Raw genomic sequence first — 23,488 nt, forward strand, 5'->3', positions numbered from 1 at the left:
TAGTTTCCTTGAAATTGGGTAATTCTATATGAAATTTCATATATAATCCCTAAAAAAGGCCGAAATCATTAAATTATACTCGATTTTTCGAGTACATTTGGTGCCGAGAGGGAGCGCGGCGAATAAACAGCTGTGCGAAGGAGAGTAGGACGGATATACAGGGGTAGAGAGAGTAGAGTGGATGAGCAACAGCGGTGATAGAAAGTAGGGTAGATAGGTTCAACAATGTGCGAGAGAGTAGTTGCAGATGAACATTAGTGGGGAGGGAACCAGGGCAAATAGCAACCATGCGAGGGGAAAGTGCTGGCATTCAGACTACAAAAAACGGTGCAAGGGGCAGTCCCTCACACCGCGCTATGGGCTTGATCTGCCACATTCGCCATTCACAGCTCTTCGCCACCGCATCCCCGCAGCATCCGCTGCTCTTGCCATCTAACGCATCATTCACCCAGCATCCGCTGCTCTCACACCACTAACGCCATCCACCCGAAGCATCGCCACCTGTTCCACCTGCGCCACCTGCAGAATCGACCGCTCTCGCAAGTTCCCGCAGCATCCGCCGCTCTCACCACGCTTACCACCGCGTTCGCCTTTCACCGCATATACAGCTTCTGGTAATACTCCTCCAGCATCCGCTTGGTGGAGAATGCCTCGCGGGTCGTTTCGATGCTGCGCCGCATCATCTGTACCCAGCGGGGGCGGTCCTTGTAGTAGGTCGGCACGACCCGGTTGAACAGCGTGTCGTAGAGCGCTGCGCTGTCATGCCGGTCCAGCTCGTTCGGGTCGGCTGACTCGAAGCCGTCGCCGATCTGCCAGCCGTTCTCGCCGTCCAAGCAGGCTTCCGGCCACCAGCCGTCAAGGGTCGAGCAGTTCAGCACGCCGTTGACGGCGGCTTTCATGCCCGAGGTGCCGCTCGCTTCCAGCGGCCGGCGCGGGTTGTTGAGCCAAACGTCCGCGCCGCGGGTCAGTTTGGCGCCGATCGTCATATCGTAGTTTTCCAGGAACACGACGCTGCCCGGATACCGTTTCATCATTGCCACCAGGTTGCTGACGATCCGCTTGCCCGTTTCGTCCTTCGGATGAGCTTTGCCGGAGAAGACGAGCTGGATCCGTCCTGATTCAAGATAAGGAGAGATCAGGTCTGGCCGGGAAAAGATCAGGTCGCTGCGTTTATACGGTGCAGCCCGGCGAGAGAACCCGATCAGCAGCCGCTCCGGGTTCAGCTCCACTCCCGAGCGCTCGCGGATCAAATCGATCAGCTCGCGCTTTAACTCCATGTGGACGGCCCATAGATCGCCGCCCTCGTCATAAGCGCGGAGCATCCGCGGATCAGACCACGTCGGCAAGTGGATCGCGTTGGTGATCCCGATGATTTCTGAGCGACCAGCCACGTCCTTCCACATGCGGTTTGCGGTCTCCGCATGCAAGGCGGCTACCGCATTGGAACGGCGTGCGAGCCGCAGACCAGCAACGGTCATGTTAAACGGGTTGCCGCCAATCCGCTCCATCTGGTCGCGGCTTAACCCGTTGTAGGCAGACATCGTCTCCAGCAGATCCAGCCCATGGGCTTCATTGCCTTCCTTAACCGGCGTATGCGTCGTAAAGACGACGGATTCACGGGTATTCCGCCAAGCCGATTCGAAGGTGAGTCCGGCTTGCATTTTTTCGCGAATCAGCTCCGTGGCGGCCAAGACCGCATGCCCCTCGTTGAAATGGTACACCTCTACCGGGATGTTCAGTGCGCGAAGCGCCTTTACGCCTCCGATGCCCAGCACAATTTCCTGGGCAATTCTTTCCTCACCGAAGCCGCCGCCATACAAGCGGGCGGTAATCCAGCCGTTCCCGCTGCCCGGGAGGTCGGTATCCAGTAAATAGAGCGGATTATTGCCAAACTGTTCGGTTTTCCATACTTTGCAAGGAACTTCGGTATTTTTGATCGTCACCGTGACGGTAATGCCGGTGTCCTCCAGAAATTCATACTCATGATCCGTAAACGTATCGTAAGGCCGTCCATCCTCACCGATTCGCTGGTCGGTATATCCTTGCTTCCACTTAATGCCAATGCCGACGAGGGGAGCGCCGATGTCCTTGGCCCCTTTGATGAAATCGCCGGCGAGGATGCCTAGTCCCCCCGCATACATTTTAAAATCGGAATGAAGACCGTACTCCATGCTGAAATAAGCAACGGTAGGGAGTTGCCTTTCGCCCATGGGAATACCTCCTTTGCTATGCAAACGTCGTGTTGCACTGAAAGCGATTTACGCTATTAGTGTAGTCCAGAGGGGGGCGGAAGGTGACTGAAGGGGGCGTTTAAGCGCGTGAGAGTGAGAGGGAGGCAGCGGGAGTAGAGGACGGCTAAATGCTTTACCATCTGGCGATGCATCCAATCATATTAAGCAGGGCCCAAATCCTCCGGATGGAGATCGCTGTCAACGTAAGCCCGCTCCTGTTCTTCGTTGGCGATCGCTTGAATTTCTTCGGAGCCGATGTTGATGTAGACGTAACCGTCCTGGGCTTGCTTCTTTAAGGCTCGTTCCTTGAAATATTTCGGACTTGCCTCGCCCGCCTCCTCATCATAAACGAGCAGAATGCCGTCAGTCTTGCGGAACAGCAGCTCGTCCCGGCCTGTAAACTGCCAAGGACCAAGGTACCCCTCCTTACTTGCGGCTGCGTAATGGTCGACCTGGCGCAGAATTTGCGAATAGTAGTCCTTTTTCTCGTCGCTCCATTTCTCTTCTTGACGGCTGTAGGCGGTGATGATCGAGCATTTCAGCTGAGGATACCGCTTCTTCAATTCAAAGACAGCTTCGCAAGCCCACAGATCCACGCCGTATTGGCCGGGGGTAATGACCCATTCTAACCCTTCTTCCAGCAAGGGGATGAGGCGATTGATCATCGCTTGGCGGATATAGGGAATCCCTGGATGCTTCTGGTTGAAGATACCGAGCTCATGGGCGCGGTAACCGGTGACAAGCAGATTTTTCAAGTCGATAACTCCTTAACATAAGTTGATCCTAGTGCCGATCACGGCCACGTAACGTATTATACCTTGCTTTTCTTAACCGGCAAAAACAAAAACACCGCTTCGCAAGGGAGGAAGACCTCACTGGCTCGGCGGTAGATGTTTGACATTCACCATATACGGGATCAGGCAGATCGCCCAAGCCCATGGCAGCGGTTACAAAAAAACGTGACTATTAACCGTGAATCGAGAGCAGGGTAAACACGGTATAGAACACCGCATAAAAAGCACCCAGTCCCACAATCCATAGAAAAGCGTTGCCTTTCAATTTCTCCGGTTGCCACATGAGGATTCGCTCCTTTACGTTTCACTGGACTCATAAAAATGTGAACAAATTGTGTCTGACTTAATTATTGAACATTTTGTGTCAAAAATCAAACAATTTATTGAACAAATTCAAACTTTTTTTGAAAATCAACGAAAAACCATGCCCCGTAAGGCATGGTCGGTCACTTGAGTTTTCAGTTATTATCCTTTAAATGGGGAAAAGCCTTCCTCCGCTAAATATTCCCCGGCTTCCTCACGGGTTTCAAAAGCCATCTCCAGGCTTAATCCGGAGTAGATATACCACAAATCATCCTCATATTTGAGTGTCAGCTTCTCACCTTTGGCATTCACCCATATCCCCCCGGTTGAGGTGTTGTGCAGGGAACCGTCTTTAGCTCTGGAGTTAGCAGGGGATGAAACGCTGTCTTCGTCCTTTCGGACGGACAAAGAGGCAATGGACGCCTCGACCAGGCGACGTAACTCCGGCTCTGCCATGTCCCGGATATTTACGAATCCTTTGGCATCGGTCTCATACCCGTCCAACAGCCCGGCGTATACAAACCCGTTCCCGTTGGGGTGTAGGTGGTAGACAACGGTTTTTTTATCATAAACGCTGCCTTCATAGTGGAAATTTACCCGGCCCAGCGATACGTTTCTTTGTTCCAGCTCAGGGAATGATTTGAAGATTTCCAGTTTCTGCTCAAATGTCAGCATGCTGCCCAACCTCTCAAATGGCGAAATTGCGGGGGCTTGTCCTTCCCGCGTCTATTGATTATAGCATATCGGACGCTCCAATTCGTTCCGTTTCCCCATCGGCGGGTTAGCAGGTATAATGAATGAAAGGTGAGTCGAGCAAAGGAGGAAGGAACGAATGGGAGAGGCGACAATCAAGTGGGGAATTTTAGCGGCTGGGGGAATTGCCGAATCGTTTGCGGGGGATTTGGCGCATGCGAGCAACGGCGAAGCCTATGCCATCGGTTCGAGAAATCTGGAGAAGGCCAAGGCGTTTGCTGAAAAATACGGGATTCCTAAAGCTTATGGAAGCTATGAGGCACTGGTCGCTGACCCGGAAGTGGATGCCATCTATGTAGCTACACCGCATCCTTACCATAAGGACAATGTGATGATGGCGCTGCGTGCGGGGAAGGCCGTCTTATGCGAGAAGCCGTTTACGGTTAATGCCGCCGAATTGGAGGAACTGGTTACCTATGCCCGCGAACACAAGCTGTTCCTGATGGAAGCGATGTGGACGCGGTTTCTGCCGGTCATCCGCCGTGTGCGGGAATGGCTGGCGGCTGGACGGATCGGCGAAGTGCGCTTGGTGAAAGCGGACTTTGGCTTCCGCGCCGGCTGGGATCCGGCCGGAAGGCTGCTGAACCCCGAGCTTGGCGGCGGGGCGCTGCTGGATGCCGGCATCTACCCGGTTTCCTTTGCGTCGATGGTGCTGGGGCCGCACCCGCAAAGCATCCAAAGTACGGCGCATCTCGGGGAAACCAGGGTCGATGAGCACTTCTCCGTATTGTTGACCTACGAAAATGGGGCTGTCGCTTCCTTAAATGGCGCCGTGCGGTTGGCGATCGGCAACGATGCTTATATTCATGGCACGAACGGCAAGATTTACATTCCCGGGTTCCTTAACGCGACTACAGCCACGTTGTATGTAGATGGGGAAGAACCTGAGACCGTGACCGATGATCGGACCTTTAAAGGTTATGCCTATGAGGCGGAAGCCGTCGGTCTGGCCCTGAACGCCGGGTTGACCGAAAGCAGCGACATTTCGCTCGATGAATCGCTGGCGATCCTGCGCTTGATGGATCAGATTCGCGGGCAATGGGGACTGAAATATCCGTTTGAATGAAATGAAGAGGAGTAGTTTTACATGAATGATCAGATGAACCAACTGCTGGTGGAGAACAATATTCAGCATGCGATGATTGGCGAGGTGATGCATCAGCTGGCGGATATCTTGCCCAGTCTGACCAAGACCCGGCTGGCGGCGTTAGCCGCCGTATATAGCATTCCTGGCCGCTCCAAGATGAAGAAGGAGGAACTGGCCGCAGCCGTTCAAGCAAGCATCGAAAATCCCGAATCGCTGGAGTTCGCTTTACTCAACAGCAGACCAATGGAGTGGGAGCTGTTCGCCTCGGTGTTGGATGGTTCCTGCCAACCAAGCAACGCGACACCTTTCGGATACTACTACTATTTCCTGGATCGCGGCTTGCTGTTTACGTTTTTCACTGACAATCAGTTGCACCTAGTGATTCCAGACGAAGTGAAGGCCGCCTTCCGGAAGCTGGATCAACCGGCTCTCCGGCAGGCGCTGGAACGAAGCCACCGGGTCTACAATTACTTGATGGCGGCGATTAATCTGTATGGAATCATCGAACCCGCGAAGCTGACGGAAATCTATAACGCGCAGAACAGCCATGCATCCATCACGGAAGAAGAATTGCTGCAACAGATGAACCAATTCCTTCTCCGGACGGATCAGTATTTTGAGCCGCGTCAGGGATATATTGCCTCCTTGGACATGGAGGACAAAGAATTTGAGGATCTCAAGGGGAAAGTAAAAGGGAAGCCTTACTATGTGCCGGAAGCGCAAGAGCTGCTTAAATATGCGGATCAAGACTACTTTGAGATGACTCCGCAACTGACAGCGTTGCGGGAGTTCGTAACGAAAGAGTTTCATTTGGATTCGGAAAGCGCGGAGTATTTAGTGGACGACATTCAGCTCGGCTGTTCGATGGAAGCTTCCTTGCAGGATCTGCTCTACGAATTCGAACGTCGGGATCTGGACTTCTTGTCGCAGAAGCAGGTGCAGCAAGCGGTAGCCCTCATCGGTGACGTATACGACCACACCCGGATGTGGTCCAATGCCGGACACACGTTGGACGAGCTGCGCCGGATGCAGGACCCTTCCGGAAGCTCGCAAGCGAGACCTGTCATTCGCGGGTATGTCGTCAAGCAAGCCCGGTCGAACAAGATTGGCCGCAACGATCCTTGCCCTTGCGGAAGCGGTTTGAAGTACAAGAAATGCTGTGGGAAATAATCAAAAACGTCAATTCCAGAAGGCTGCCTAAAGCTTGAGTGCTTAGGCAGCCTTCTTTGTAATTCGGGAACAACCGTCTTACCCGGCATCGGCCGAGTCCGAAATCGGCGGATTGCTGGATTCCGCCTGGGAATACAGCTTGCGGTACTGGCCGGGAGTTAAACCGGTTTCCTTCTTAAACTTGCGGATGAAGTTAGGCGTGTCGAGGTAGCCGACCCGCTGGATAATGTCCTTCAGCGAATCGTTGGTGGACGTCAGATCGTTCATCACCGCCATCATCCGTTTTTGCCAGATGTATTGGACGAAATTGATCCCCATCTGATCTTTGAAGGAGCGGCTGAAATGCGATACTGAAATCGAATATTTGCAGGAGATGGCCTCCAGACTTAACGAGTGATCCATATAATTGCTGTCGATGTAGGCGATAATCCGGTCCATCAGGGAATGCTCTTCCTTGCGTTCGTTATGCAGCGCCAACTCGCAGATCCGCGAAGCGAGGCTGAGGAAATGGCGCTCCAGCTCCTGCAAGGAATTAAACGCATCGGAGCTTGGGATTTCGTAGGTCCAATCGCGGATGTCCATCTCCATTCCCGTCCGCAGAATCGTATTCAAGATGTCAAAGCTGATGCAGCGCTTCATTTCGACGGACAGTTCCGGATTTTGCAGCACTTTCATCGCCTCGCTGATCGTTTGGGCCGCCACTTCGTAGCTGCCTTGCTTTAAGCTCTGGGACAGCTTCAGCAGCTCGTTCTTAGGCACCCAGGACGTTTCGTCCGGCGAATGCGACAGCTTCTCGAAGAAGGTGATGCTGCCATGCCCGGTAAACATCCGTGATTCAAATGCTGAGCAAGCCTCAATAAACGATTGGTTCAGTTGATCAGGATCGTTGTAATACGTGCCTACCCCAATCACAGGGTCAATCCGGAAATGCTCCAGCAGGTTGTCGTGGATACGGTGGACGAGCCGGCGGAACTGGTCGGGCCCGGACCAGGAATCGACCTTGTCAAAGCCAACGATCAGGGCCATTTGCCCGGGTTTAGGCAGCTCCACGCTGTAAAGGCATGCGCTATATTCAGGGATTTCCGCCGCGGCCAGCCGTCCGATCATTTCCTGCCAATCGTGGCTGTTCAGCCGGCTCTTCGCCGCTTCATCCCGGCCGACAATCATGGCGAAATAACGGGCCTTGTTCAGGTTGATCTCCAGCGAGCTTAACAGCTCCGGCATCAGGCTGCGGGCATTTCCGTATTTCAGCAGCATCAATAGAAAATGGTTGCGTGCATACGGCTCCTGCAGGTCGGCGCGCGAGCTGTATTCCTGGAGCGCCGTACGGATGCGGTCCAGCTCGTTGCCGGCTTTGTGCGGTTCGGCGGTCAGTCCGCCGAGCTTCGATTTGGAATCGGCAAACTTGACGAGATCAAGGATGGGATGAAGCTGACGCCGCGCCAAGATCAGTGCTGCCAAGGTTCCGACGACAGTCAGCACAGCCAGCAGCAAAATCATCAAGCTGCGCAGATGCATCACGCTGTCAAGGAACTGTGAGCTCGGCATCAAGGTGACGTAATTCCAGCCGTTGGTCTCTGACTTGGCCGAAACCACGGAATGCGATACCCCGCCCAGTTCAATGCTGTGGATTCCTGTTGAAAGCGAAACTAATTGCTGCAGGTCCGATCCCTCAAGCGGTTGTTCTTGATTGTTTTTGGATGCCATGACACGACCATGGTTATCGAAAATGTAAGAGGATCCTTCATAGTTGCCAAGGATTGTATCGATGAGTCGGGTCAACTCCGATTTTGGGATCAGGTACATTAATGTTCCGTGCGGGTTCGGGTTGTTAGGTGTAATCGGAACGAGATAAGCCAAGACCGAATTCTGTATCGTTCCGTTCTTGTTTAACCTTTCGGTGGAGTGAATGACAGGGAACTTGATGGTATTAAGTTCCTCCACCAGTGTAGAGTCGTCCCAGTTCAAAAAATGATAACGTTCGTGAAACACGTCCAGACTTGTCATCCCGGCGGTGGAATAAATCCTCTCATCGCCATGGAAGTATAAGAACATTTCCCCAATAATCGGACTGGTCGCCTTGTAATTTTTGAGCGCATTGATCGCCTCTAAGCTGTAATACGGATCATGCACGCGATAACGGGCCAGTTGATCGTCATAAGCAACCCGCGAAGCGATATCGCTGAGCTGCTGGACATGGCTGTCCACGATCGTCTTGGCCTGTGTCAACTGGTTCAGATGCGATTGTTCGATTTCGGAGCGGAGATTGCGGACCGCGCTGTTATAGATGAAGACCGATAACAATGCAAGTGGAACCAGCAGCATGAACAAGTAAGACCAGGTGTATTTTTGAAAAAGCTTCGACTTGAAGTAATTCAGCTTCACGTTACGTCTGCCCCCCTCGCCCGCTCTATTTATTTTTTGGATATCAAAAAGTCTGTCTGCATTGAATGTACGTCGATAGACGTTTTTCTTATATAAAACGTAAAGGAGTTTTACGGATAACGCAAGGGAAGAAAGTAGCGGGACGGGGCGGGAATCACATGTTATTTTTGCTTGCTAAGGCTTGTCTCAGGCTTTCTTCGGCGTAAATTGCGGCATGAACCGTAAAAAAATACACATTCCAAGCCATCTGTCGGGACTACCTCTTGTTAATTTTACTTACATGAAATTTACATGAAAAGAGATGAAAATCAATCAATTTGTTAAATTTGCTGCGGCATTTTGTTATCGCAAAGTAAAATGACATATTTACGAAAGCCCGGCGGCCCCATTACACTTCAGAAAAAAAAGGAGGAATCGCCGATGCAGAAAAGCGCACCAACCGCGATCGACACCAGGCCTATACCCCAAATCGCTGCCAAACGAAAACTCAGGACAAAAATCCTCCGGAATTGGCAATTGTACATTTTTATCGCACCTGCATTATTAAGCATTCTGATCTTTAGCTATGTGCCGATGTACGGGATTCAGATCGCTTTTAAAAACTTTATTCCCGTGAACGGAATTTTGGGCAGTCCATGGGTTGGCTTCGATCACTTTGTCCGTTTCTTTAATTCTTATTATTTCTGGGATCTGCTGTGGAACACGCTGGGGATCAGCTTGTACGGGCTGGCGGTCGGGTTCCCGCTCCCGATTATTCTAGCGTTAGCATTTAACGAAGTGAAGGACGGCTTCTTCAAAAGAACGGTTCAGACCGTAACCTATGCACCACACTTTATCTCGATGGTTGTTATGGCGGGGATGATCATTACGTTCCTGACGCCTTCCACAGGGATGATCGTGAACTTGATTGAAGCGTTTGGCATTAAGCCTCCAGATTTCTTGTCCGATCCTCGCTGGTTCAAAACTGTGTATGTGTTGTCTGACGTATGGCAAGGAACCGGCTGGGGCACGATCATTTACTTAGCCGCATTAACCGGGGTTGATCCGGGGCTTCATGAAGCGGCGATTCTGGATGGGGCATCGCGTATGCAGCGGATTCGGTACATCAATATTCCGGCGATTCTGCCCACCATTACAATCCTGATGATTCTGAATATGGGGAGTCTGCTCGGCGTTGGGTTCGAGAAAATCCTGTTGCTGCAAAACCCGCTGAACATGGAATCCTCCGACGTCATCTCGACGTTCGTCTACCGGTCAGGCTTGCTGGATGCGCAGTACAGCTTCTCCACGGCGGTTGGCTTGTTCAACTCGGTTGTTAACGCGATATTACTTGTCACCGTCAATCAGATCGTTCGGCGCGTCAGTGAAAACAGCCTATGGTAGAAGAAAGGAGTGGGACATGTGGTATCGGCAATTAAGGAAACTCGGCGAGATCGTATTTTTCTAGCATGTAACTATCTGTTTTTGTTCCTGGCGCTGGTCATCGTCGCCTATCCGATCATTTACATCATCAGCGCCTCTGTCAGTACCCCGAAATACGTCTCTTCCGGGGAAATGTGGTTATGGCCGATGGGCCTTACCTTTGAAGGATATGAACGGGTGTTCCGGGATCCGCAAATCTGGACCGGCTACGGGAACACCATTCTCTATACCGTTGTAGGTACGCTGGTCAACCTGGCGGTGACCATCCCGGCCGCCTATGCGCTCAGTCGGAAAGATTTTGTTGGGCGGAATCTGTTTATGGGGATTTTTATGGTCACGATGTTCTTCAGCGGTGGTTTGGTACCGACCTATTTGCTCATTAAGGATTTGGGCATGGTCAACACGATGTGGGCTTTAATCCTACCGGGGGCCACCTCCGTTTGGAATTTGATTGTATGCCGGACGTTCTTCCAATCCAATATCCCCAAAGAGCTCCAGGAGGCCGCAGAAATCGATGGATGCAGTAACTTCCGGCTGTTCTTCCAAATTGTGTTACCTTTGTCGACTTCGATTATTGCAGTAATGGCCTTGTTCTTCGGGGTAGGTCATTGGAACAGCTACTTTTCAGCCATGATTTACTTGAATGATGATGCAAAATATCCGCTTCAGCTTGTACTGCGGCAAATTCTGGTCCTGCAGGAGATGTCGGCGCAGACCGGTTCGATTGATGCTGCTACTGCCACCGCCTTGAATAACCGGGCGGAAGTGGCCGCACTGGTTAAATACGCAGTGATTATTGTAGCGACGCTGCCGGTCATTGTCGTATATCCGTTCCTGCAACGCTATTTTGTGCAAGGTGTCATGATCGGTTCCGTTAAGGGATGATCTTGCCATACATTTAAATATTCAAAAGGAGGATTCATTCATGCAGAAGCTAAAAAGACGTGGAGCGCTAGCTTTAAGCTTGCTCCTGCTGGCCTCGTTGCTGGCAGCCTGCGGTTCGTCCGGCAATTCGGGCAACACGGCAAGTAATTCAGGGAATGGGGCGAACTCGGGAACGAACGCTGCCTCTTCCGAACAAGCGGAAGAAGTGAAGGGCGTTAAGAAAGAGGGATTCCCTATCGTCGATGAGCCGCTTACGCTGACGATGCTGGCTCCGGATGCCGGGATGGCGGATTGGAGCACGATGCCCGTAGTCCAAGAGATGGAAAAGCTGTCGGGGATCAAAGTGGAATTCCAAACGGCTCCTATCGATAGCTTCAGTACGAAGAAAAACCTGGTGTTCGCCAGCGGCGACCTGCCAGATGCGCTGTACGCAGCAGACATTACCCCTGCGGAACAAGTCACCTATGGCAGCCAAGGGATTCTGATTCCTCTGGAGGATCTGATCGACAACTACGCTCCTAACTTGAAGAAGATCCTCGACGAGAACCCAGACATTCGTAAGAACATTACGACGACGGATGGACATATTTATGCCCTGCCGTTCATTGATACCGCAGCAGTATGGTATCGCGGTCCGATGTGGTATAACGGCAAATTCCTGAAGGCGTTAAATGCGGAAGAGCCTAAGACCACGGAAGAACTCTACACCTATCTGAAACGGGTGAAGGAAGAGGATCCGAACGGGAACGGCAAAGCTGATGAAATCCCGCTCTCGTCCGTAAAACTGGACGACCTGCGGATGTTCTTCTTCGGGTTCTGGGGGATGTATGACACGACCATCTATGCCGATAAGGAAGGCAAAGTGCATTATGCACGACAAGAAGAAGGATATAAAGAGTATTTGACCTTTATGAACCGCCTGTGGAAGGAAGAACTGCTGGATCACGAGACGTTCTCGCAAACCGATGATCAGAAGAAAGCCAAAGGGAAAAATAACCAAGTTGCTCTGTTCAGCGACTATCATCCATATTTCACGCTCGGCGGGGAGCCAAGTGATGAGCATCCGCTGATGACTCCGGTAGCAAGTGATATTGCAGGTACGCCGGTTTATGGTAAGCATCCGGGCATGTCGGCCAACGGAACCTTCGCGATTACGAAGAGCAACCCGAATCCGGCAGCGACGATGCGTTGGATTGATTATCAATACAGCTATGAAGGCTCCACCTTGTGGACGCAAGGTCCGGAAGGACTGTTGTGGCAGTACAAGGATAAAGAGAACAAAGTGAAGGAATGGCTGCCGGTACCGGATGGCAAAGACCGTGAGGAGTATCGCGGAACGATTACACCAAACTACGGTATTTTGACGCCGGGGGTCAACCTGAGCGAATTGACGAATGGCCTCAAGACAGAATTTGACGAATGGATTGAACAACAAACGCAAGAGAAGCTGGCTCCGATCGGCAAACCGCCGTTCCCGAACGCCTTCCTGACGACCGATGAGCAATCCGAGGTGTCTGCGTTGCTTTCTGACTTGAATACGTATGTAACGCAAATGGAAGCGAAGTTCGTTACGGGCCAAGAATCGCTTGATAACTGGGATAAATATATCAGCCAGCTGAAGAAAATGGGCAGCGATCGCGTTGCCGAAGTATACCAAGCGGCTTATGACCGTTGGAATCAAGCCAGCTAAGCCAACGGCAGATAAGATAGCAAGTTCAAATCAATAAATCTATCGGACCGAGACAAGGAGGCATCCATGAGCGAGAAGGAAATCGCGTATCAGGAGCCGTCGGCCGAGCCGCAGAAGGCGCCCTCCGAGGCGCCTTTTGCAGCTGAACCGGCTGTGGAGCAAGGTGTGCACAATTACAGCAGTGAACAAAACTGGGTGAGACCGGAAGATCCGCTCCTCCTCGAGCGGCTGGAATGGTTCCAGGATCAGAAGCTGGGCCTGATGATGCACTGGGGGCCGTACTCCCAGCTTGGCCTGGTGGAGTCCTGGGCGCTCAGCGATGAGGACGGGGACTGGTCTCGCAACGACATTGACTGGATCGATGACATGGAACGGTTCAAACAAGAATATTTTGATTTGAATCGTACGTTTAATCCGATCCGATTTCAGCCCGAGTTATGGGCCAAAGCGGCAGCGGATGGCGGGTTCAAGTATTTAACGTTTACGACCAAGCATCATGACGGATTTTGCATGTGGGACACCCATACCACCAACTACCGGATCACCGGGCCGGATTGTCCGTTCCATATGCACCGTTATGCGGATATTTGCCGGGTGTTGTTCGATGCGTTCCGTGCCGAAGGATTGGCGATCTCCGCTTATTTCTCCAAAGCGGACTGGCATACGCCGTATTACTGGGCACCGGGCATGGAACGGGGCAGCAGAATGTGGCGCGGACCATCGTATGATCCGAAGCAGTACCCTTGGCTGTGGGAGCAGTTCGTTCAGTTTACCCATGCGCAAATCATGGAGCTGATGACGCGGTACGGCCGCATCGATATGTTATGGCTGGACGCCGGGTGGGTGAATGCCCGCCGCGATCAGGACATTCGGCTTGGCGAAGTGGTGGAGAAGGCGCGGCAAATCCAACCTTGGTTGTTGACCGCGGACCGCACGGTGGGCGGGCCATACGAGAACCTGATCACCCCCGAGCAAACTGTGCCGGAGCGGCCGCTCACCGTTCCTTGGGAGAGCTGCATCACGATGGGGCATTCCTTCTCGTTCAGCTTTAACGACAGCTATAAATCTGTCCGCGAACTGGTGCATCTGCTCGTCGAAATCGTCGCCAAAGGCGGCAATCTGGCGCTTAACGTCGGGCCGCAGCCGGACGGAAGGCTGCCGAAGCCGGCGCTGGAACGAATGAAAGGGTTAGGCGAGTGGCTGAAGGTGTACGGCGAAGCCATTTACGGGACACGGATCTGTGAGCCGTATGCTTCCGGGAACATTTACTTCACTCGCAAGGGAGAGACAAGATACGCCTTGATGCTGGTGCAAGAAGGCGCGGAGATCATTCCGGAGGAAGTGCTTCTGCCGCTTTCCGCTTCCGGCATAAACCGAATTGACCTGGTCTACGGCGCCGAAGCCTTGGACTTCCGCCCATCTGCGGAGGACGGCGTGGCGGTGCGCTTACCCGATGCCGCGCGGCAAGGGGAGACGCCGATCGCGATCGTGCTGCGCATCCGGTGATTCGCGGGGGGCTTTTTGCCTCTCTAGACGCTGCGCGCGCGAGGGAAGGAAGCCGCCTTGCGAGATTTGCGTCGTAACGGACCTGAAAGACCTTATTTGCTGGAAAAGATGTCAATCCACAATGTAACGGACTGGAGAGCCGTTATCCGCTTGGAATGGGCTGAATTGATGGTCCAAACCGCCAAATAAGGTCGACTGGGTCCGTTAGATGCTGATAACTGGGATTTTCATCGAAATAACGGCGCTGAGGTCCGTTAGCGTAAGGAGGGAGAAAACGATGGTGAATTACAGCGAGGTGCCTGAACCTTCAATCGAATTTGCACCCAAAACCTATATCTGCAAGCGGGCCGCCGGGCCGCTTGTCCTGGACGGACGGATCGACAAGCCGTTCTGGGACGCCGCGGCATGGACGGACGACTTCGTGGATATCGAAGGCGATGTACGGCCCAAGCCAAGCAAACGGACGCGGGCGAAAATGCTGTGGGATGACGAATATTTCTACGTAGCAGCTGAAATGGAAGAGGACGAAATTTGGGCGACGCTGACGGAACGAGATTCGGTGATTTTCCATGACAACGACTTTGAAATCTTTATCGATCCAGATGGCGACAGCCACCTGTATTATGAATTTGAAATCAACGCCCTGAATACAGTATGGGATTTGCTATTGGTCAAGCCTTACCGGGACGGTGGACCGCCGGTGAACGGCTGGGACATTCATGGGCTGCGCACGGCGGTATATATCGATGGGAAGTTAAACGATCCGACGGCACAGAATCGTCGGTGGAGCGTGGAGGTAGCCCTCCCGTGGGCCGCACTGCGCGAATGTGCGCCGGAGGGGCGTCCGCCGATGCCGGGGGAGTTCTGGCGGGTGAATTTTTCCCGGGTCGAATGGCGAGTCGAGGTGCAAGACGGCCGCTACGTCAAGCAAATCAACCCGGAGACCGGGAAGCCTTACCCCGAGGACAACTGGGTATGGTCTCCGCAGGGCATCATTAACATGCATTATCCCGAGCTGTGGGGGTATGTGGTTTTTGCGGACGAGGGAGCCGATGCGGGTGATGGATCTAAGGCTTTCCCGCTGCCGCAGGACGAATATATCAAATGGGAGCTGCGCCGGTTGTATTATCGCCAGCGAAGCTATTATGCCCGTCATGGCCGTTTTACGACGGAACTTACAGAGCTCGTAAGTGCGGAAGAAAAGGATGTGCTGCGCATTCAGCCGACGGTTGAGGCCGCGAGCAGAAGATTTGAGATTTCCGCGCCAGCATTGGACGGCAAGGGGATCTATTATATCCGGGAAGACGGAAAACTGTGGAAGGAGTGAGCATGGATGAGCGTGGAGACACCGGTGTTTTCGTTAAGTGAACAGGAGCTGGAGCAGATGGAACGCAAGTTTGCGGACATCCGAAAGCTCGCCCAGGGCCGGGAGAAGGAGTTGTTTGGTGTTTTTGACGGCCCGTTAACAGTTGAAGAGGCGTGGGCATTAAAATTTCTGTATGTGCATATGCCGCTAAACGATCTGGCCGATTATGACGGCACGTTTTTCTTAACCCATGTTCGTCAGGCGCTGGCTATCCGTAAGCAGGTACCTTGGGGCGATCGGGTGCCGGACTACCTGTTCTTGCATTTCGTGCTTCCGGTCAGGGTGAACACCGAGAACCTCGAGGATTTCCGTGACGTCATTTATGCGGAACTGGGGCCGCGGACGGCAGGATTATCGATGGCGGAGGCGATTCTCGAGGCGAATTATTGGTGTCATGAAAAAGCGACCTACATCGGCAGCGACTTGCGCACGTTGTCGCCGATCGGAATGATTCGCAACGCACGCGGGCGCTGTGGCGAGGAATCCACGCTGGCGGTTGCGGCGCTGCGCAGCATCGGCATTCCGGCGCGGCAGTGCTACACGCCGCGTTGGGCGCACTGCGACGATAATCACGCTTGGGTCGAGGCTTGGGCAGACGGCAAATGGCATTATATCGGCGCTTGCGAGCCGGAGGCGCGTCTGGACCAAGGTTGGTTCAGCGGTCCGGCACGACGGGCGATGCTGGTGCATACCCGCGTCCCGGCCACCTATACCGGGCCGGAGGAAATTACCGTCAAGAGCGGCCCGTATGCCGAGCTGAACCTGCTGGCGAATTACGCGCCAACCCGGACCATCGCCGTGGAGGTGCGGGAGACGGACGGCACGCCGGCGGTTGGGGCTAAGGTGCAGTTCCAACTGTACAACTATGCCGAGCTCTTCCCGCTGGCTGAGCTGATCACGGATGAGCATGGCGAAGTTCGGTTCACGACCGGTTACGGGGATCTGATCGTTCGGGCCGTGCGTGACGGGGCTTGGGGGCAGCGGAAGATCCGAATCGCGGACGGCGACCGGTTCGAGGTCGTATTAAGCAAAGCGGTTGGAGAGCAGCCGGTTGACAGCGAGGATTTCGAGCTGGTGCCTCCGCCGGAGTTGGACGGTCCGGAGTCTGAACCGCTCCCTGCGGAAAAGTTACAGCGGCATGAAGAACGCGTGGCTGAAGGGGCTGCCTTGCGCCGGGCCTATGAAGAGACGTTCTTGACAGAGGAAGATGCCAAACGACTCGCTGCCCAGCTGGGGCTGCCGGCCGACCGGGTATGGAAAGTGCTGGAGCCTGCTCGCGGTAACAGCCGGGAAATCGCTGCTTTCCTGGAGGAGCGCGTCCCGGAATATGGCGAATGGCCGTTGCTTCTGCTCGAAAGCCTGCGGGAGAAAGATTTAACCGATACGATGCGCGAGACGCTGACTGACCACTTAACCGGATCGTTGCCGTGGAAGGATTCGTACGATCGGGAGCTGTTCGTGACGTACGTGATGTGCCCGCGCGTGTTGTTTGAGATGATCACCCCTTACCGGACGGCGCTGCAGTCTCAATTTACTGAAGCAGAGATCGAAGCTTATCAAGCGGATCCTTCCCGACTTGTTCAGTTCCTGAATGAAGGCTGGAAGGTGCATATGGGGCCGGGGAACCTGCGCGGTAAAGCAGGACCTCTTGGCACATTCCAGCTGCGGATTGCGGATCAAGGCGCGCTGGACATTCTGTTCGTCTCATTATGCCGGAGCCTTGGAATTCCGGCAAGGCTGCACCCGAACGAGTTGAAGCCACAGTATTATGCGGCGGGTATTTGGGTGGATGCAGCAATCGGAAGCGTACCCGAAGAACAGGCTGCGGACGCTGATGTCCGCACCGGCCAGCTGGTGCTTCGGCGCGAAGCGGATGGCGAAACCGACGCACCAAACGCCTCTTATATGGAGAACTTCACGATCGCCCGGTTGGAAAATGGGTTCTATAAAACGCTGCTGTACCCGCACGGCAAATCCGATGTGTACGATACCGCGTTTGATGTTGAGCCGGGCGATTACCGGATTACCTCGGGCGTGCGGCTGAAGGACGGCACTGTGCTGGGACGGCTGACGTACTTCCGGGTGGCAGAGCAAGAGCAGACCGAGGTGACGCTGACCTTCCCAGCCCCATCGCGGCATATCCCGGTGTACGGATCGCCGGATCCCAAGACGCCGCTATGGCAAGTCGATGGGACAGAGACAACGCTGGGGGCGCTGTGCCAAGGTCCGCGCGGCGCCATGATCGCTTGGTTGGAGCCGGAGCGGGAGCCATCGAAGCATCTGCTGCGTGAAACAGGAGAACTCGCGGAAACGTTTGACGCTTTGGGAATCCCGGTTGTTTTTGTCCTTGGGCGTGAGGAGGACTCACCGGCTCCTGCCATCCCTGAAGCTGCTGCAGGATTGCCGAATCGCGCGGTGTTTGCCGGCGATCCCGGTCACAGGGCGCTGCGCCGGTTCACGGATGCCGGCATCCAGTTAGGGAGCGGAGGGTTCCCGCACCTATTTGTCCTGGACCCAGAAGGGAACGTCCGTTACGTGCAATCGGGTTATAAGCCGGGAAGCGGCAAGGAAGCACTTCAAATTTTAAGCGATTTGTAACTGTGTATGAGACGACAACTCAGGTTGGCGCGGGCGGCCGCGCCAGCCAAGGGAGGAGCACCAAATGAGCCGGAACTATGTGGTGGCGGGCTACGTTAGCGATCGCCACCTCCCTGAACTGACGAAGGAAGAACTGAAGAAGCTGACCCATATCAACATCGCCTTTGGCCATGTACGTGAAGACCGGATTCAAACGGGACATCTGCAAAACTTAAAATTATTGCCCGAACTCAAACGGGAGAATCCTGACCTGACGATCCTGCTGTCGGTTGGCGGCTGGAGCGCCGGCGGCTTCTCGGAGGCTGCTTCAACGGAAGCCGGGCGGCAAGCCATGGCCGAGTCGGCGGTTCGCGCCGTCACGGAATATGCGCTTGACGGGGTCGACCTGGATTGGGAGTACCCCTGCTATGCCGAGGCGGGGATTGCCGCCAGCCCGGACGACAAGGCGAATTTTACGTTGCTGTTGCGGACGATGAGGGAGGCACTCGATCGGCAAGGCGAACGGGATGGCCGCCACTATTGGCTGACAATTGCTGCCGGAGCAGACCAATATTATATTGACGGTACGGAAATGGCCGAGGTCCAGCGTTACCTCGATTTTGTCCAGCTGATGACGTACGACATGCGCGGCGGTTTCCAGACGTTGACCGGGCATCACACCAACCTGTACACCGGAACCGGGGACCTCTTCCGCATCAGTGTTGACGCCTCGGTGAACCTGTTTGTTCGGGCCGGGGTGCCTAAGGAGAAAATCGTCATCGGCGCAGCGTTTTATTCGCGCATGTGGAAGGACGTACCGAACGTGAACCGCGGGCTGTATCAAATGTCCCCCGGATCGGGCGGGTACGGCCCAGATTTTACGGAATTAGCCGCTGAGTATATCGATCGCAACGGATTTGTCCGTTACTGGGATGAGGAAGCGAAAGCGCCGTATCTGTTCGACGGCCAAACGTTTATCTCCTATGACGATGAAATGTCGATTCGCTATAAATGCGATTACGTCAAAGCACAAGAGCTCGCCGGAGTGATGTTCTGGGAGTATGGCTGCGATCGGACGCACCGGCTGCTTGATGCCCTGTACCAAGGGTTACAATCATCGTAAGGGACAATCCTGAACGTTCCCAGCCCGCAAAAAGCCTCATGCTTCGTGAACCTTGAACCAAAAGGATCGCGAGCAGCATGGGGCTTTTTGTGATGACATCAATCGTTCTAACTTTGCCGGGCCCGTCATAGATATAAATAGGGGTGTTTTTACCCGCAACTGCGGTACAACCTTAGGCCTGAGGATTTTCACAGTTTCCTAGATTCTTTACTGCTAGAGGCTCCTGAGGTCTGCCGATCTTCGCCCAGAATATCATCCAGCCGCTGTACTTCTTCGGAGAGAGCCTGCAAGGAAGCCTCGATGTTGCCCAATTTATCGCCAACGGTTTGCAGCACATATTTGATCAGGATGAAGCAAAGTGTGACAGGAAAGCCAACATTCGCAACCAACGACACAATATCTGCAACCTGCATAATGGGTACCTCCTTGAACTTTTTATTGGGCCCTTCACTATATGGGGAAAAAAAGTTCTTCTTAGTACAACCAAATTCTAGAAAAAATGTTATAATCATTACTACTTATATAATTATGGTTGTATAACCCCCTTGAAAATTTCCCTATACATAGAAGATGAAAATGAAAGGGGGAGGTAGTTTTGAAGGAACAACATACCGTGTACGAGCAATATCGGAAAGAAGTTTATCGTATTGCATGGAGGGTTCAATACAGAGCGAGAGTCGTCAGAAAACGGGAATGTTCATTCAATGGAGTCGAGCCGGCCGTAACCTGCTTCACCTCATCTTCTGATAACAAAATTGTTGTGAGACAGCTGATCAATGCGCTTCCTTCTACGACGGGAAAAACGATCATCTCCAAAATCTATTTACAGGACAAAACGGAGGGGGAAGTCGCCCGCGAGTTGAATATGAGTCAGCAAGGGGTGAACAAATGGAAACGAAAGATGATCAAAGAGTTATCCCGGATGATGAAGAGTTCCTGAGTTTGCTTCAAAAAGCAAGGGATAACGATCCCGATGCGACGTTAAAGTTAATCGAGCTGTTTAAAGGCGATATTGTGCATATAAGCAAGTATATTCATATGTCCGAAGAGGATGCCGTTTCCGACATCATTCTCGAGTTCCTGGAGATGATTAAGAGGCGGGAAGAGAAGTAATGAGTATACCTCAAAAAGTCGGTCAGGAAGTTCACTCCTGATCGACTTTTTATTTTTTTGAGATCTGGTTGTGAATGCGGCATCCGAATTTCCCTTATAGATGAGTGTGCTTAGAAGGGCTTTATCAGAGAAAAGCATTGGGAGAAGGAAGCGTTAAACCGATAGAGTCTCAGACTCATGAAACAGTTCCTGAAATGCTTGCCGCGTGTATTCCCGATCTGTCAGCTTGTTTTGCACCGCAGCTTGCCATGTGGCAGAGCTGGTGGTTAAAGAAGAAAACTGATCAACGCCGTACCAGTGCAGCAGTTCTTCACGCGTTACACGGTAGGCGGCTGAACCTTGGTTGAAAATTACAGCCTCCAGGTTATCGATATAAGCAAAAGCTGCCGTGGCGCTGTATAAATACGCGCGATCGCGATCGGCTTCCGCCATCGGCACCGATAAATCCAGATTCACTTGCACAGTGAACTCATCCGGATCAAGGGCAAAAGAACGAATGGGTCCCAGCGGGAGTGACTGAAAAAGTCCGGATACCTTAGCCGCATTTCCCATGTAAGGCGTCGCGAAAGAGGCTGTACGAGTAATGTCATGGGTTAACGGATTGTTTTGCGCTTCGTTGTAGAGCGCCTCCTGCTGATCTTGGCGGGGAAGTGCCACGCCTTCTACCACACCTAAGCATACGAATCCGGCGATGAGCAGAACGAAAATTCCGATGTTCCAACGTTTGATGCTTTGTCTTGTTGTCATGCTTCCCAATCACCTACTTCATGTTTTGTCAGTAACGAAGCGCTGAGCTGGAACGCCAGTGGAATCCAAATCGTGAGAAACGGCTTGGCGTATTGAATGCCCAGTTGTGCAAACTGATACGGACCGCCGATCTTCACTTGATATCCATACCAGATATTGCTCCCGAACCGGAGGGCGGTAATCGCAAGCAAGGTAATCAAAATGAACAGGCCCCACAGCAGCCACACGATCCGGCTTCGCCGCCGGGCCGCCGCGAGATGTCGAGGAGCTGTTACCTCAAGCGCTCGGCCGCGCCATGCAAAATGCAGCACGAGATATAGGAGGCCAAGAACCAGAACGAAGCCCAGAAGGAAGAAACTTAAGGGTGTGCGTTCGATCAAACGTAATGGTATGGTGAAGATCCACAGAATGATGGCTAAAAACAGCACTTTTTGCATCCATTCCAACCGATAACGGTTGACATAGATCGGCGGGTGTTCGTCAATCAGCCCGTCGATGCGGGTGAAGCTGGACGTTGCCGTCCGGACGGCCTGTTCGTAATCCATCCCGCCCGCCATGAGATCGGCGACTTTGGCTTCCAAATTGCTGATGATTTCCTCTTTCATTTCACGATTGCGCTGAGTCGCCGGATAACCGGCAAATAAACGATCCACGTGGTTATGCAACGAATTCATGATGGGAATCCCTCCTGTTTCTCAATCAGAACGTCGATGATTTCGCGGGACAATTTCCATGCTGCCAGATTGGCTTTGTAAACCTCGACTCCCGCAGGGGTGACATGGTAATATTTGCGCCGACCGCCCAAGCTGCGATCTTCGCCCCAATAGGACTCGATCAACCCCTGGGCCTCCAATCGCTTTAGGCTGGTGTAGAGCGACGGTTCTTTTAATTCGTAACGTCCTTGGCTGATGGAGGAAATGGATTTCATGATCTCATACCCGTAGTTATCTCCCTCCAGCAGCACCCGGAGAATAATGGTATCGATATGGCCGCGGATCAAATCCCGGCTGATGGCGCTGTCGTTCACTATGGTTCACCTCTTTCGGAACAATGTAATACATATTACTATGTGTGTCAAGGTAGTTGGTGTCAGGTTATTGGGTCACGCGATTGCGGCGTAATAGGCAGCTTTATGGATGGTAATCATCAATCTGCTTCGACGTTGCTTAAACATGACATACAGCCGGGAGAACAGATGACCTTTGGCTCGTATCCCCATTTCGCCGATGGAACAGTTCAGCCGATCGTGTGGCGGGTTCTCCAAAATACGGGCGATGAGTTGTTCTTGTTGAGTGAAGAGATATTGGACTGCAAGCGATATCACGGGAAAAGCAAGGACGTCACGTGGCGGGATGCCGTCGACATCACCTGGCGTGATTGCGATTTGCGGCAGTGGTTAAACGAGGAGTTTTTCACTATGGCCTTTAGCCCGGAGGAGCAAGCATTGATCAAGCCGACTTGTTGTACAGATAACGGGGAAGGCTGCCCGGACACGGAGGACAATGTGTTTCTGTTGAGTGTTCCGGAGGTCAAGGCTTTCACCGCAAGCCTTGGCAAGGCCTGGCTGACTACCGTAGGGACGGATTATGCGAAAATGAAGAAGTCTGACGGCTGCAGCCTTGACGTCTATGACAAAGGTGAGCAAGCCAATTATGTGCTGCGAAACGGCCAGAAGCTGGGCTGTTCCTGGTGGTGGCAGCGCACGCAGGGGAATCAACCTTCGCGCGCCCATTTTATCGGCCCGGGAGCCAGCATCCGCAGCTATGCCAACGTCAGTCTGGCACGGGATGGGGTGCGGCCTGCGATTAAGCTGAGTATGTTAAAGTAAACTGGCGTTGGTTTGATCACTGGCGGCTGGCAAAAGGACTTAACGGAACGTACAGCCCTTATTTGGCATGACTGCAGTTGTTTGGAACTTCTAACGGAATCAGATGACGTTATATGGCTCGAATCGGCTAGTACGGGGGGATTTTATGTCCAATAACGGCCTCACGTTCCGTTAGGCTGGGAAATCTCGCGGGAAATGAACTTTAGCGTCATCTGGTTCCGTTAGAACACAAACGAGGGAGATCCAATAGTCCCAGCAAAGCAATCCCGAAGACATATCACTTTCCCCCCACCCGTTGAAAAAAAGCTCATTGGGGGAGTGCTACTGCTAACAGCACCAGCCGGACTTAACGGGATAATGGCGAGAGAAGAGGCGGACGTACGGATGGTGGATTCAACGGGATAATGGTGAGAAGGGTACGACGTACGGGCTGGTGACTAAACGGGATAATGGCGAGAGAAGGAGCGGACGTACAGCTGGCGGATTCATCGGGATAATGGTGAGAAGT

21 protein-coding genes are annotated in these 23,488 nt (G+C 53.0%); 12 read left to right on the forward strand and 9 right to left on the reverse strand.

Going from position 1 to position 23,488, the window contains the following annotated elements; genetic code table 11:
• Positions 1-444: 444 nt before the first annotated feature.
• The 4 genes from PBA01S_RS22855 to PBA01S_RS19955 form a co-directional block, all read right to left on the reverse strand.
• On the reverse strand, positions 445-597 hold the full coding sequence (locus tag PBA01S_RS22855) for a hypothetical protein (RefSeq protein ID WP_164744214.1): 153 nt from the start codon (positions 595-597) through the stop codon (positions 445-447).
• Positions 594-2,210: an alpha-glucan family phosphorylase gene (gene glgP / locus PBA01S_RS19945; protein WP_127576589.1), complete on the reverse strand. Its 1,617-nt coding sequence runs from the start codon at positions 2,208-2,210 to the stop codon at positions 594-596. The genes PBA01S_RS22855 and glgP overlap by 4 nt, the downstream gene beginning before the upstream one ends.
• Before the next feature lie 182 nt (positions 2,211-2,392).
• Complete coding sequence (locus tag PBA01S_RS19950; RefSeq protein ID WP_085169278.1) at positions 2,393-2,986, reverse strand: SLOG family protein; 594 nt, start codon at positions 2,984-2,986, stop codon at positions 2,393-2,395.
• Between the two features lie 504 nt (positions 2,987-3,490).
• Entirely contained in the window at positions 3,491-4,003 is a 513-nt protein-coding gene (locus tag PBA01S_RS19955) for a hypothetical protein (protein ID WP_028539629.1), read from the reverse strand.
• 157 nt (positions 4,004-4,160) lie between these two features.
• On the opposite strand from PBA01S_RS19955, the gene PBA01S_RS19960 reads away from it, so the two are divergent.
• Complete coding sequence (locus PBA01S_RS19960) at positions 4,161-5,147, forward strand: Gfo/Idh/MocA family protein (RefSeq protein WP_028539628.1); 987 nt, start codon at positions 4,161-4,163, stop codon at positions 5,145-5,147.
• Positions 5,148-5,168: 21 nt separating this feature from the next.
• Entirely contained in the window at positions 5,169-6,338 is a 1,170-nt protein-coding gene (locus tag PBA01S_RS19965) for an SEC-C metal-binding domain-containing protein (RefSeq protein ID WP_028539627.1), read from the forward strand.
• A gap of 78 nt (positions 6,339-6,416) precedes the next feature.
• Here the strand turns inward: PBA01S_RS19965 and PBA01S_RS19970 are convergent, their stop codons facing one another.
• Positions 6,417-8,723 carry a helix-turn-helix domain-containing protein gene (locus PBA01S_RS19970; protein WP_028539626.1) on the reverse strand — a complete coding sequence of 769 codons (2,307 nt, stop codon included), beginning with the start codon at positions 8,721-8,723 and terminating at the stop codon, positions 6,417-6,419.
• Between the two features lie 420 nt (positions 8,724-9,143).
• Between PBA01S_RS19970 and PBA01S_RS19975 the strand changes: the two genes are divergently transcribed.
• From PBA01S_RS19975 to PBA01S_RS20005, 7 genes are all read left to right on the forward strand, one after another.
• Positions 9,144-10,106 (forward strand): ABC transporter permease, encoded by a 963-nt coding sequence (locus PBA01S_RS19975; RefSeq protein ID WP_028539625.1) that lies wholly within the window; start codon positions 9,144-9,146, stop codon positions 10,104-10,106.
• A gap of 18 nt (positions 10,107-10,124) precedes the next feature.
• A complete protein-coding gene (locus tag PBA01S_RS19980; protein ID WP_016313288.1) occupies positions 10,125-11,030 on the forward strand; it encodes a carbohydrate ABC transporter permease in 906 nt (301 codons plus the stop codon).
• A gap of 40 nt (positions 11,031-11,070) precedes the next feature.
• Complete coding sequence (locus PBA01S_RS19985) at positions 11,071-12,720, forward strand: extracellular solute-binding protein (RefSeq protein WP_085169285.1); 1,650 nt, start codon at positions 11,071-11,073, stop codon at positions 12,718-12,720.
• A gap of 66 nt (positions 12,721-12,786) precedes the next feature.
• Positions 12,787-14,226, forward strand: a complete 1,440-nt coding sequence (locus tag PBA01S_RS19990; RefSeq protein ID WP_255315400.1) for an alpha-L-fucosidase — start codon at positions 12,787-12,789, stop codon at positions 14,224-14,226.
• Positions 14,227-14,506: 280 nt separating this feature from the next.
• Positions 14,507-15,553 (forward strand): carbohydrate-binding family 9-like protein, encoded by a 1,047-nt coding sequence (locus PBA01S_RS19995; protein ID WP_127576593.1) that lies wholly within the window; start codon positions 14,507-14,509, stop codon positions 15,551-15,553.
• 6 nt (positions 15,554-15,559) lie between these two features.
• Positions 15,560-18,190 (forward strand): transglutaminase family protein, encoded by a 2,631-nt coding sequence (locus PBA01S_RS20000; protein WP_127576590.1) that lies wholly within the window; start codon positions 15,560-15,562, stop codon positions 18,188-18,190.
• A gap of 64 nt (positions 18,191-18,254) precedes the next feature.
• Complete coding sequence (locus PBA01S_RS20005; protein WP_028539620.1) at positions 18,255-19,292, forward strand: glycoside hydrolase family 18 protein; 1,038 nt, start codon at positions 18,255-18,257, stop codon at positions 19,290-19,292.
• 188 nt (positions 19,293-19,480) lie between these two features.
• On the opposite strand, the gene PBA01S_RS20010 is transcribed toward PBA01S_RS20005, so the two are convergent.
• Positions 19,481-19,705: a hypothetical protein gene (locus tag PBA01S_RS20010; RefSeq protein WP_016313282.1), complete on the reverse strand. Its 225-nt coding sequence runs from the start codon at positions 19,703-19,705 to the stop codon at positions 19,481-19,483.
• Between the two features lie 182 nt (positions 19,706-19,887).
• Between PBA01S_RS20010 and PBA01S_RS23210 the strand changes: the two genes are divergently transcribed.
• Positions 19,888-20,232: a DUF1492 domain-containing protein gene (locus PBA01S_RS23210; RefSeq protein WP_009224658.1), complete on the forward strand. Its 345-nt coding sequence runs from the start codon at positions 19,888-19,890 to the stop codon at positions 20,230-20,232.
• Positions 20,181-20,405: a hypothetical protein gene (locus PBA01S_RS20020; protein WP_016313281.1), complete on the forward strand. Its 225-nt coding sequence runs from the start codon at positions 20,181-20,183 to the stop codon at positions 20,403-20,405. The genes PBA01S_RS23210 and PBA01S_RS20020 overlap by 52 nt, the downstream gene beginning before the upstream one ends.
• Positions 20,406-20,558: 153 nt before the next feature.
• Here the strand turns inward: PBA01S_RS20020 and PBA01S_RS20025 are convergent, their stop codons facing one another.
• Genes PBA01S_RS20025 through PBA01S_RS20035 form a run of 3 tightly spaced genes read right to left on the reverse strand, consistent with a single transcriptional unit; the run spans position 20,559 to position 22,179 of the window.
• A complete protein-coding gene (locus PBA01S_RS20025) occupies positions 20,559-21,152 on the reverse strand; it encodes a DUF4825 domain-containing protein (protein ID WP_028539619.1) in 594 nt (197 codons plus the stop codon).
• Complete coding sequence (locus PBA01S_RS20030; protein ID WP_028539618.1) at positions 21,149-21,826, reverse strand: permease prefix domain 1-containing protein; 678 nt, start codon at positions 21,824-21,826, stop codon at positions 21,149-21,151. Before PBA01S_RS20030 ends, PBA01S_RS20025 begins: the two co-directional genes overlap by 4 nt.
• Positions 21,823-22,179, reverse strand: a complete 357-nt coding sequence (locus tag PBA01S_RS20035) for a PadR family transcriptional regulator (RefSeq protein WP_016313278.1) — start codon at positions 22,177-22,179, stop codon at positions 21,823-21,825. Before PBA01S_RS20035 ends, PBA01S_RS20030 begins: the two co-directional genes overlap by 4 nt.
• A 105-nt stretch (positions 22,180-22,284) precedes the next feature.
• Here PBA01S_RS20035 and PBA01S_RS20040 point away from each other — a divergent pair, with 105 nt between their 5' ends.
• Positions 22,285-22,980 carry a DUF6273 domain-containing protein gene (locus tag PBA01S_RS20040; protein WP_127576591.1) on the forward strand — a complete coding sequence of 232 codons (696 nt, stop codon included), beginning with the start codon at positions 22,285-22,287 and terminating at the stop codon, positions 22,978-22,980.
• Positions 22,981-23,488: the final 508 nt, after the last annotated feature.

The organism is Paenibacillus barengoltzii NBRC 101215 (assembly GCF_004000745.1).
In the GTDB taxonomy this organism is placed as follows: domain Bacteria; phylum Bacillota; class Bacilli; order Paenibacillales; family Paenibacillaceae; genus Fontibacillus; species Fontibacillus barengoltzii.

Bases quoted from the DNA above. Each gene is read 5' to 3' on its own strand.
- PBA01S_RS20030 (WP_028539618.1), bottom strand. From the start codon at position 21,826: ATGAATTCGTTGCATAACCACGTGGATCGTTTATTTGCCGGTTATCCG.
- PBA01S_RS20025 (WP_028539619.1), bottom strand. From the start codon at position 21,152: ATGACAACAAGACAAAGCATCAAACGTTGGAACATCGGAATTTTCGTT.
- PBA01S_RS19960 (WP_028539628.1), top strand. From the start codon at position 4,161: ATGGGAGAGGCGACAATCAAGTGGGGAATTTTAGCGGCTGGGGGAATT.
- PBA01S_RS20000 (WP_127576590.1), top strand. From the start codon at position 15,560: ATGAGCGTGGAGACACCGGTGTTTTCGTTAAGTGAACAGGAGCTGGAG.
- PBA01S_RS20040 (WP_127576591.1), top strand. From the start codon at position 22,285: ATGGATGGTAATCATCAATCTGCTTCGACGTTGCTTAAACATGACATA.
- PBA01S_RS19975 (WP_028539625.1), top strand. From the start codon at position 9,144: ATGCAGAAAAGCGCACCAACCGCGATCGACACCAGGCCTATACCCCAA.
- PBA01S_RS19955 (WP_028539629.1), bottom strand. From the start codon at position 4,003: ATGCTGACATTTGAGCAGAAACTGGAAATCTTCAAATCATTCCCTGAG.
- PBA01S_RS19985 (WP_085169285.1), top strand. From the start codon at position 11,071: ATGCAGAAGCTAAAAAGACGTGGAGCGCTAGCTTTAAGCTTGCTCCTG.
- glgP (WP_127576589.1), bottom strand. From the start codon at position 2,210: ATGGGCGAAAGGCAACTCCCTACCGTTGCTTATTTCAGCATGGAGTAC.
- PBA01S_RS20020 (WP_016313281.1), top strand. From the start codon at position 20,181: ATGGAAACGAAAGATGATCAAAGAGTTATCCCGGATGATGAAGAGTTC.
- PBA01S_RS19965 (WP_028539627.1), top strand. From the start codon at position 5,169: ATGAATGATCAGATGAACCAACTGCTGGTGGAGAACAATATTCAGCAT.
- PBA01S_RS20010 (WP_016313282.1), bottom strand. From the start codon at position 19,705: ATGCAGGTTGCAGATATTGTGTCGTTGGTTGCGAATGTTGGCTTTCCT.
- PBA01S_RS19990 (WP_255315400.1), top strand. From the start codon at position 12,787: ATGAGCGAGAAGGAAATCGCGTATCAGGAGCCGTCGGCCGAGCCGCAG.
- PBA01S_RS20005 (WP_028539620.1), top strand. From the start codon at position 18,255: ATGAGCCGGAACTATGTGGTGGCGGGCTACGTTAGCGATCGCCACCTC.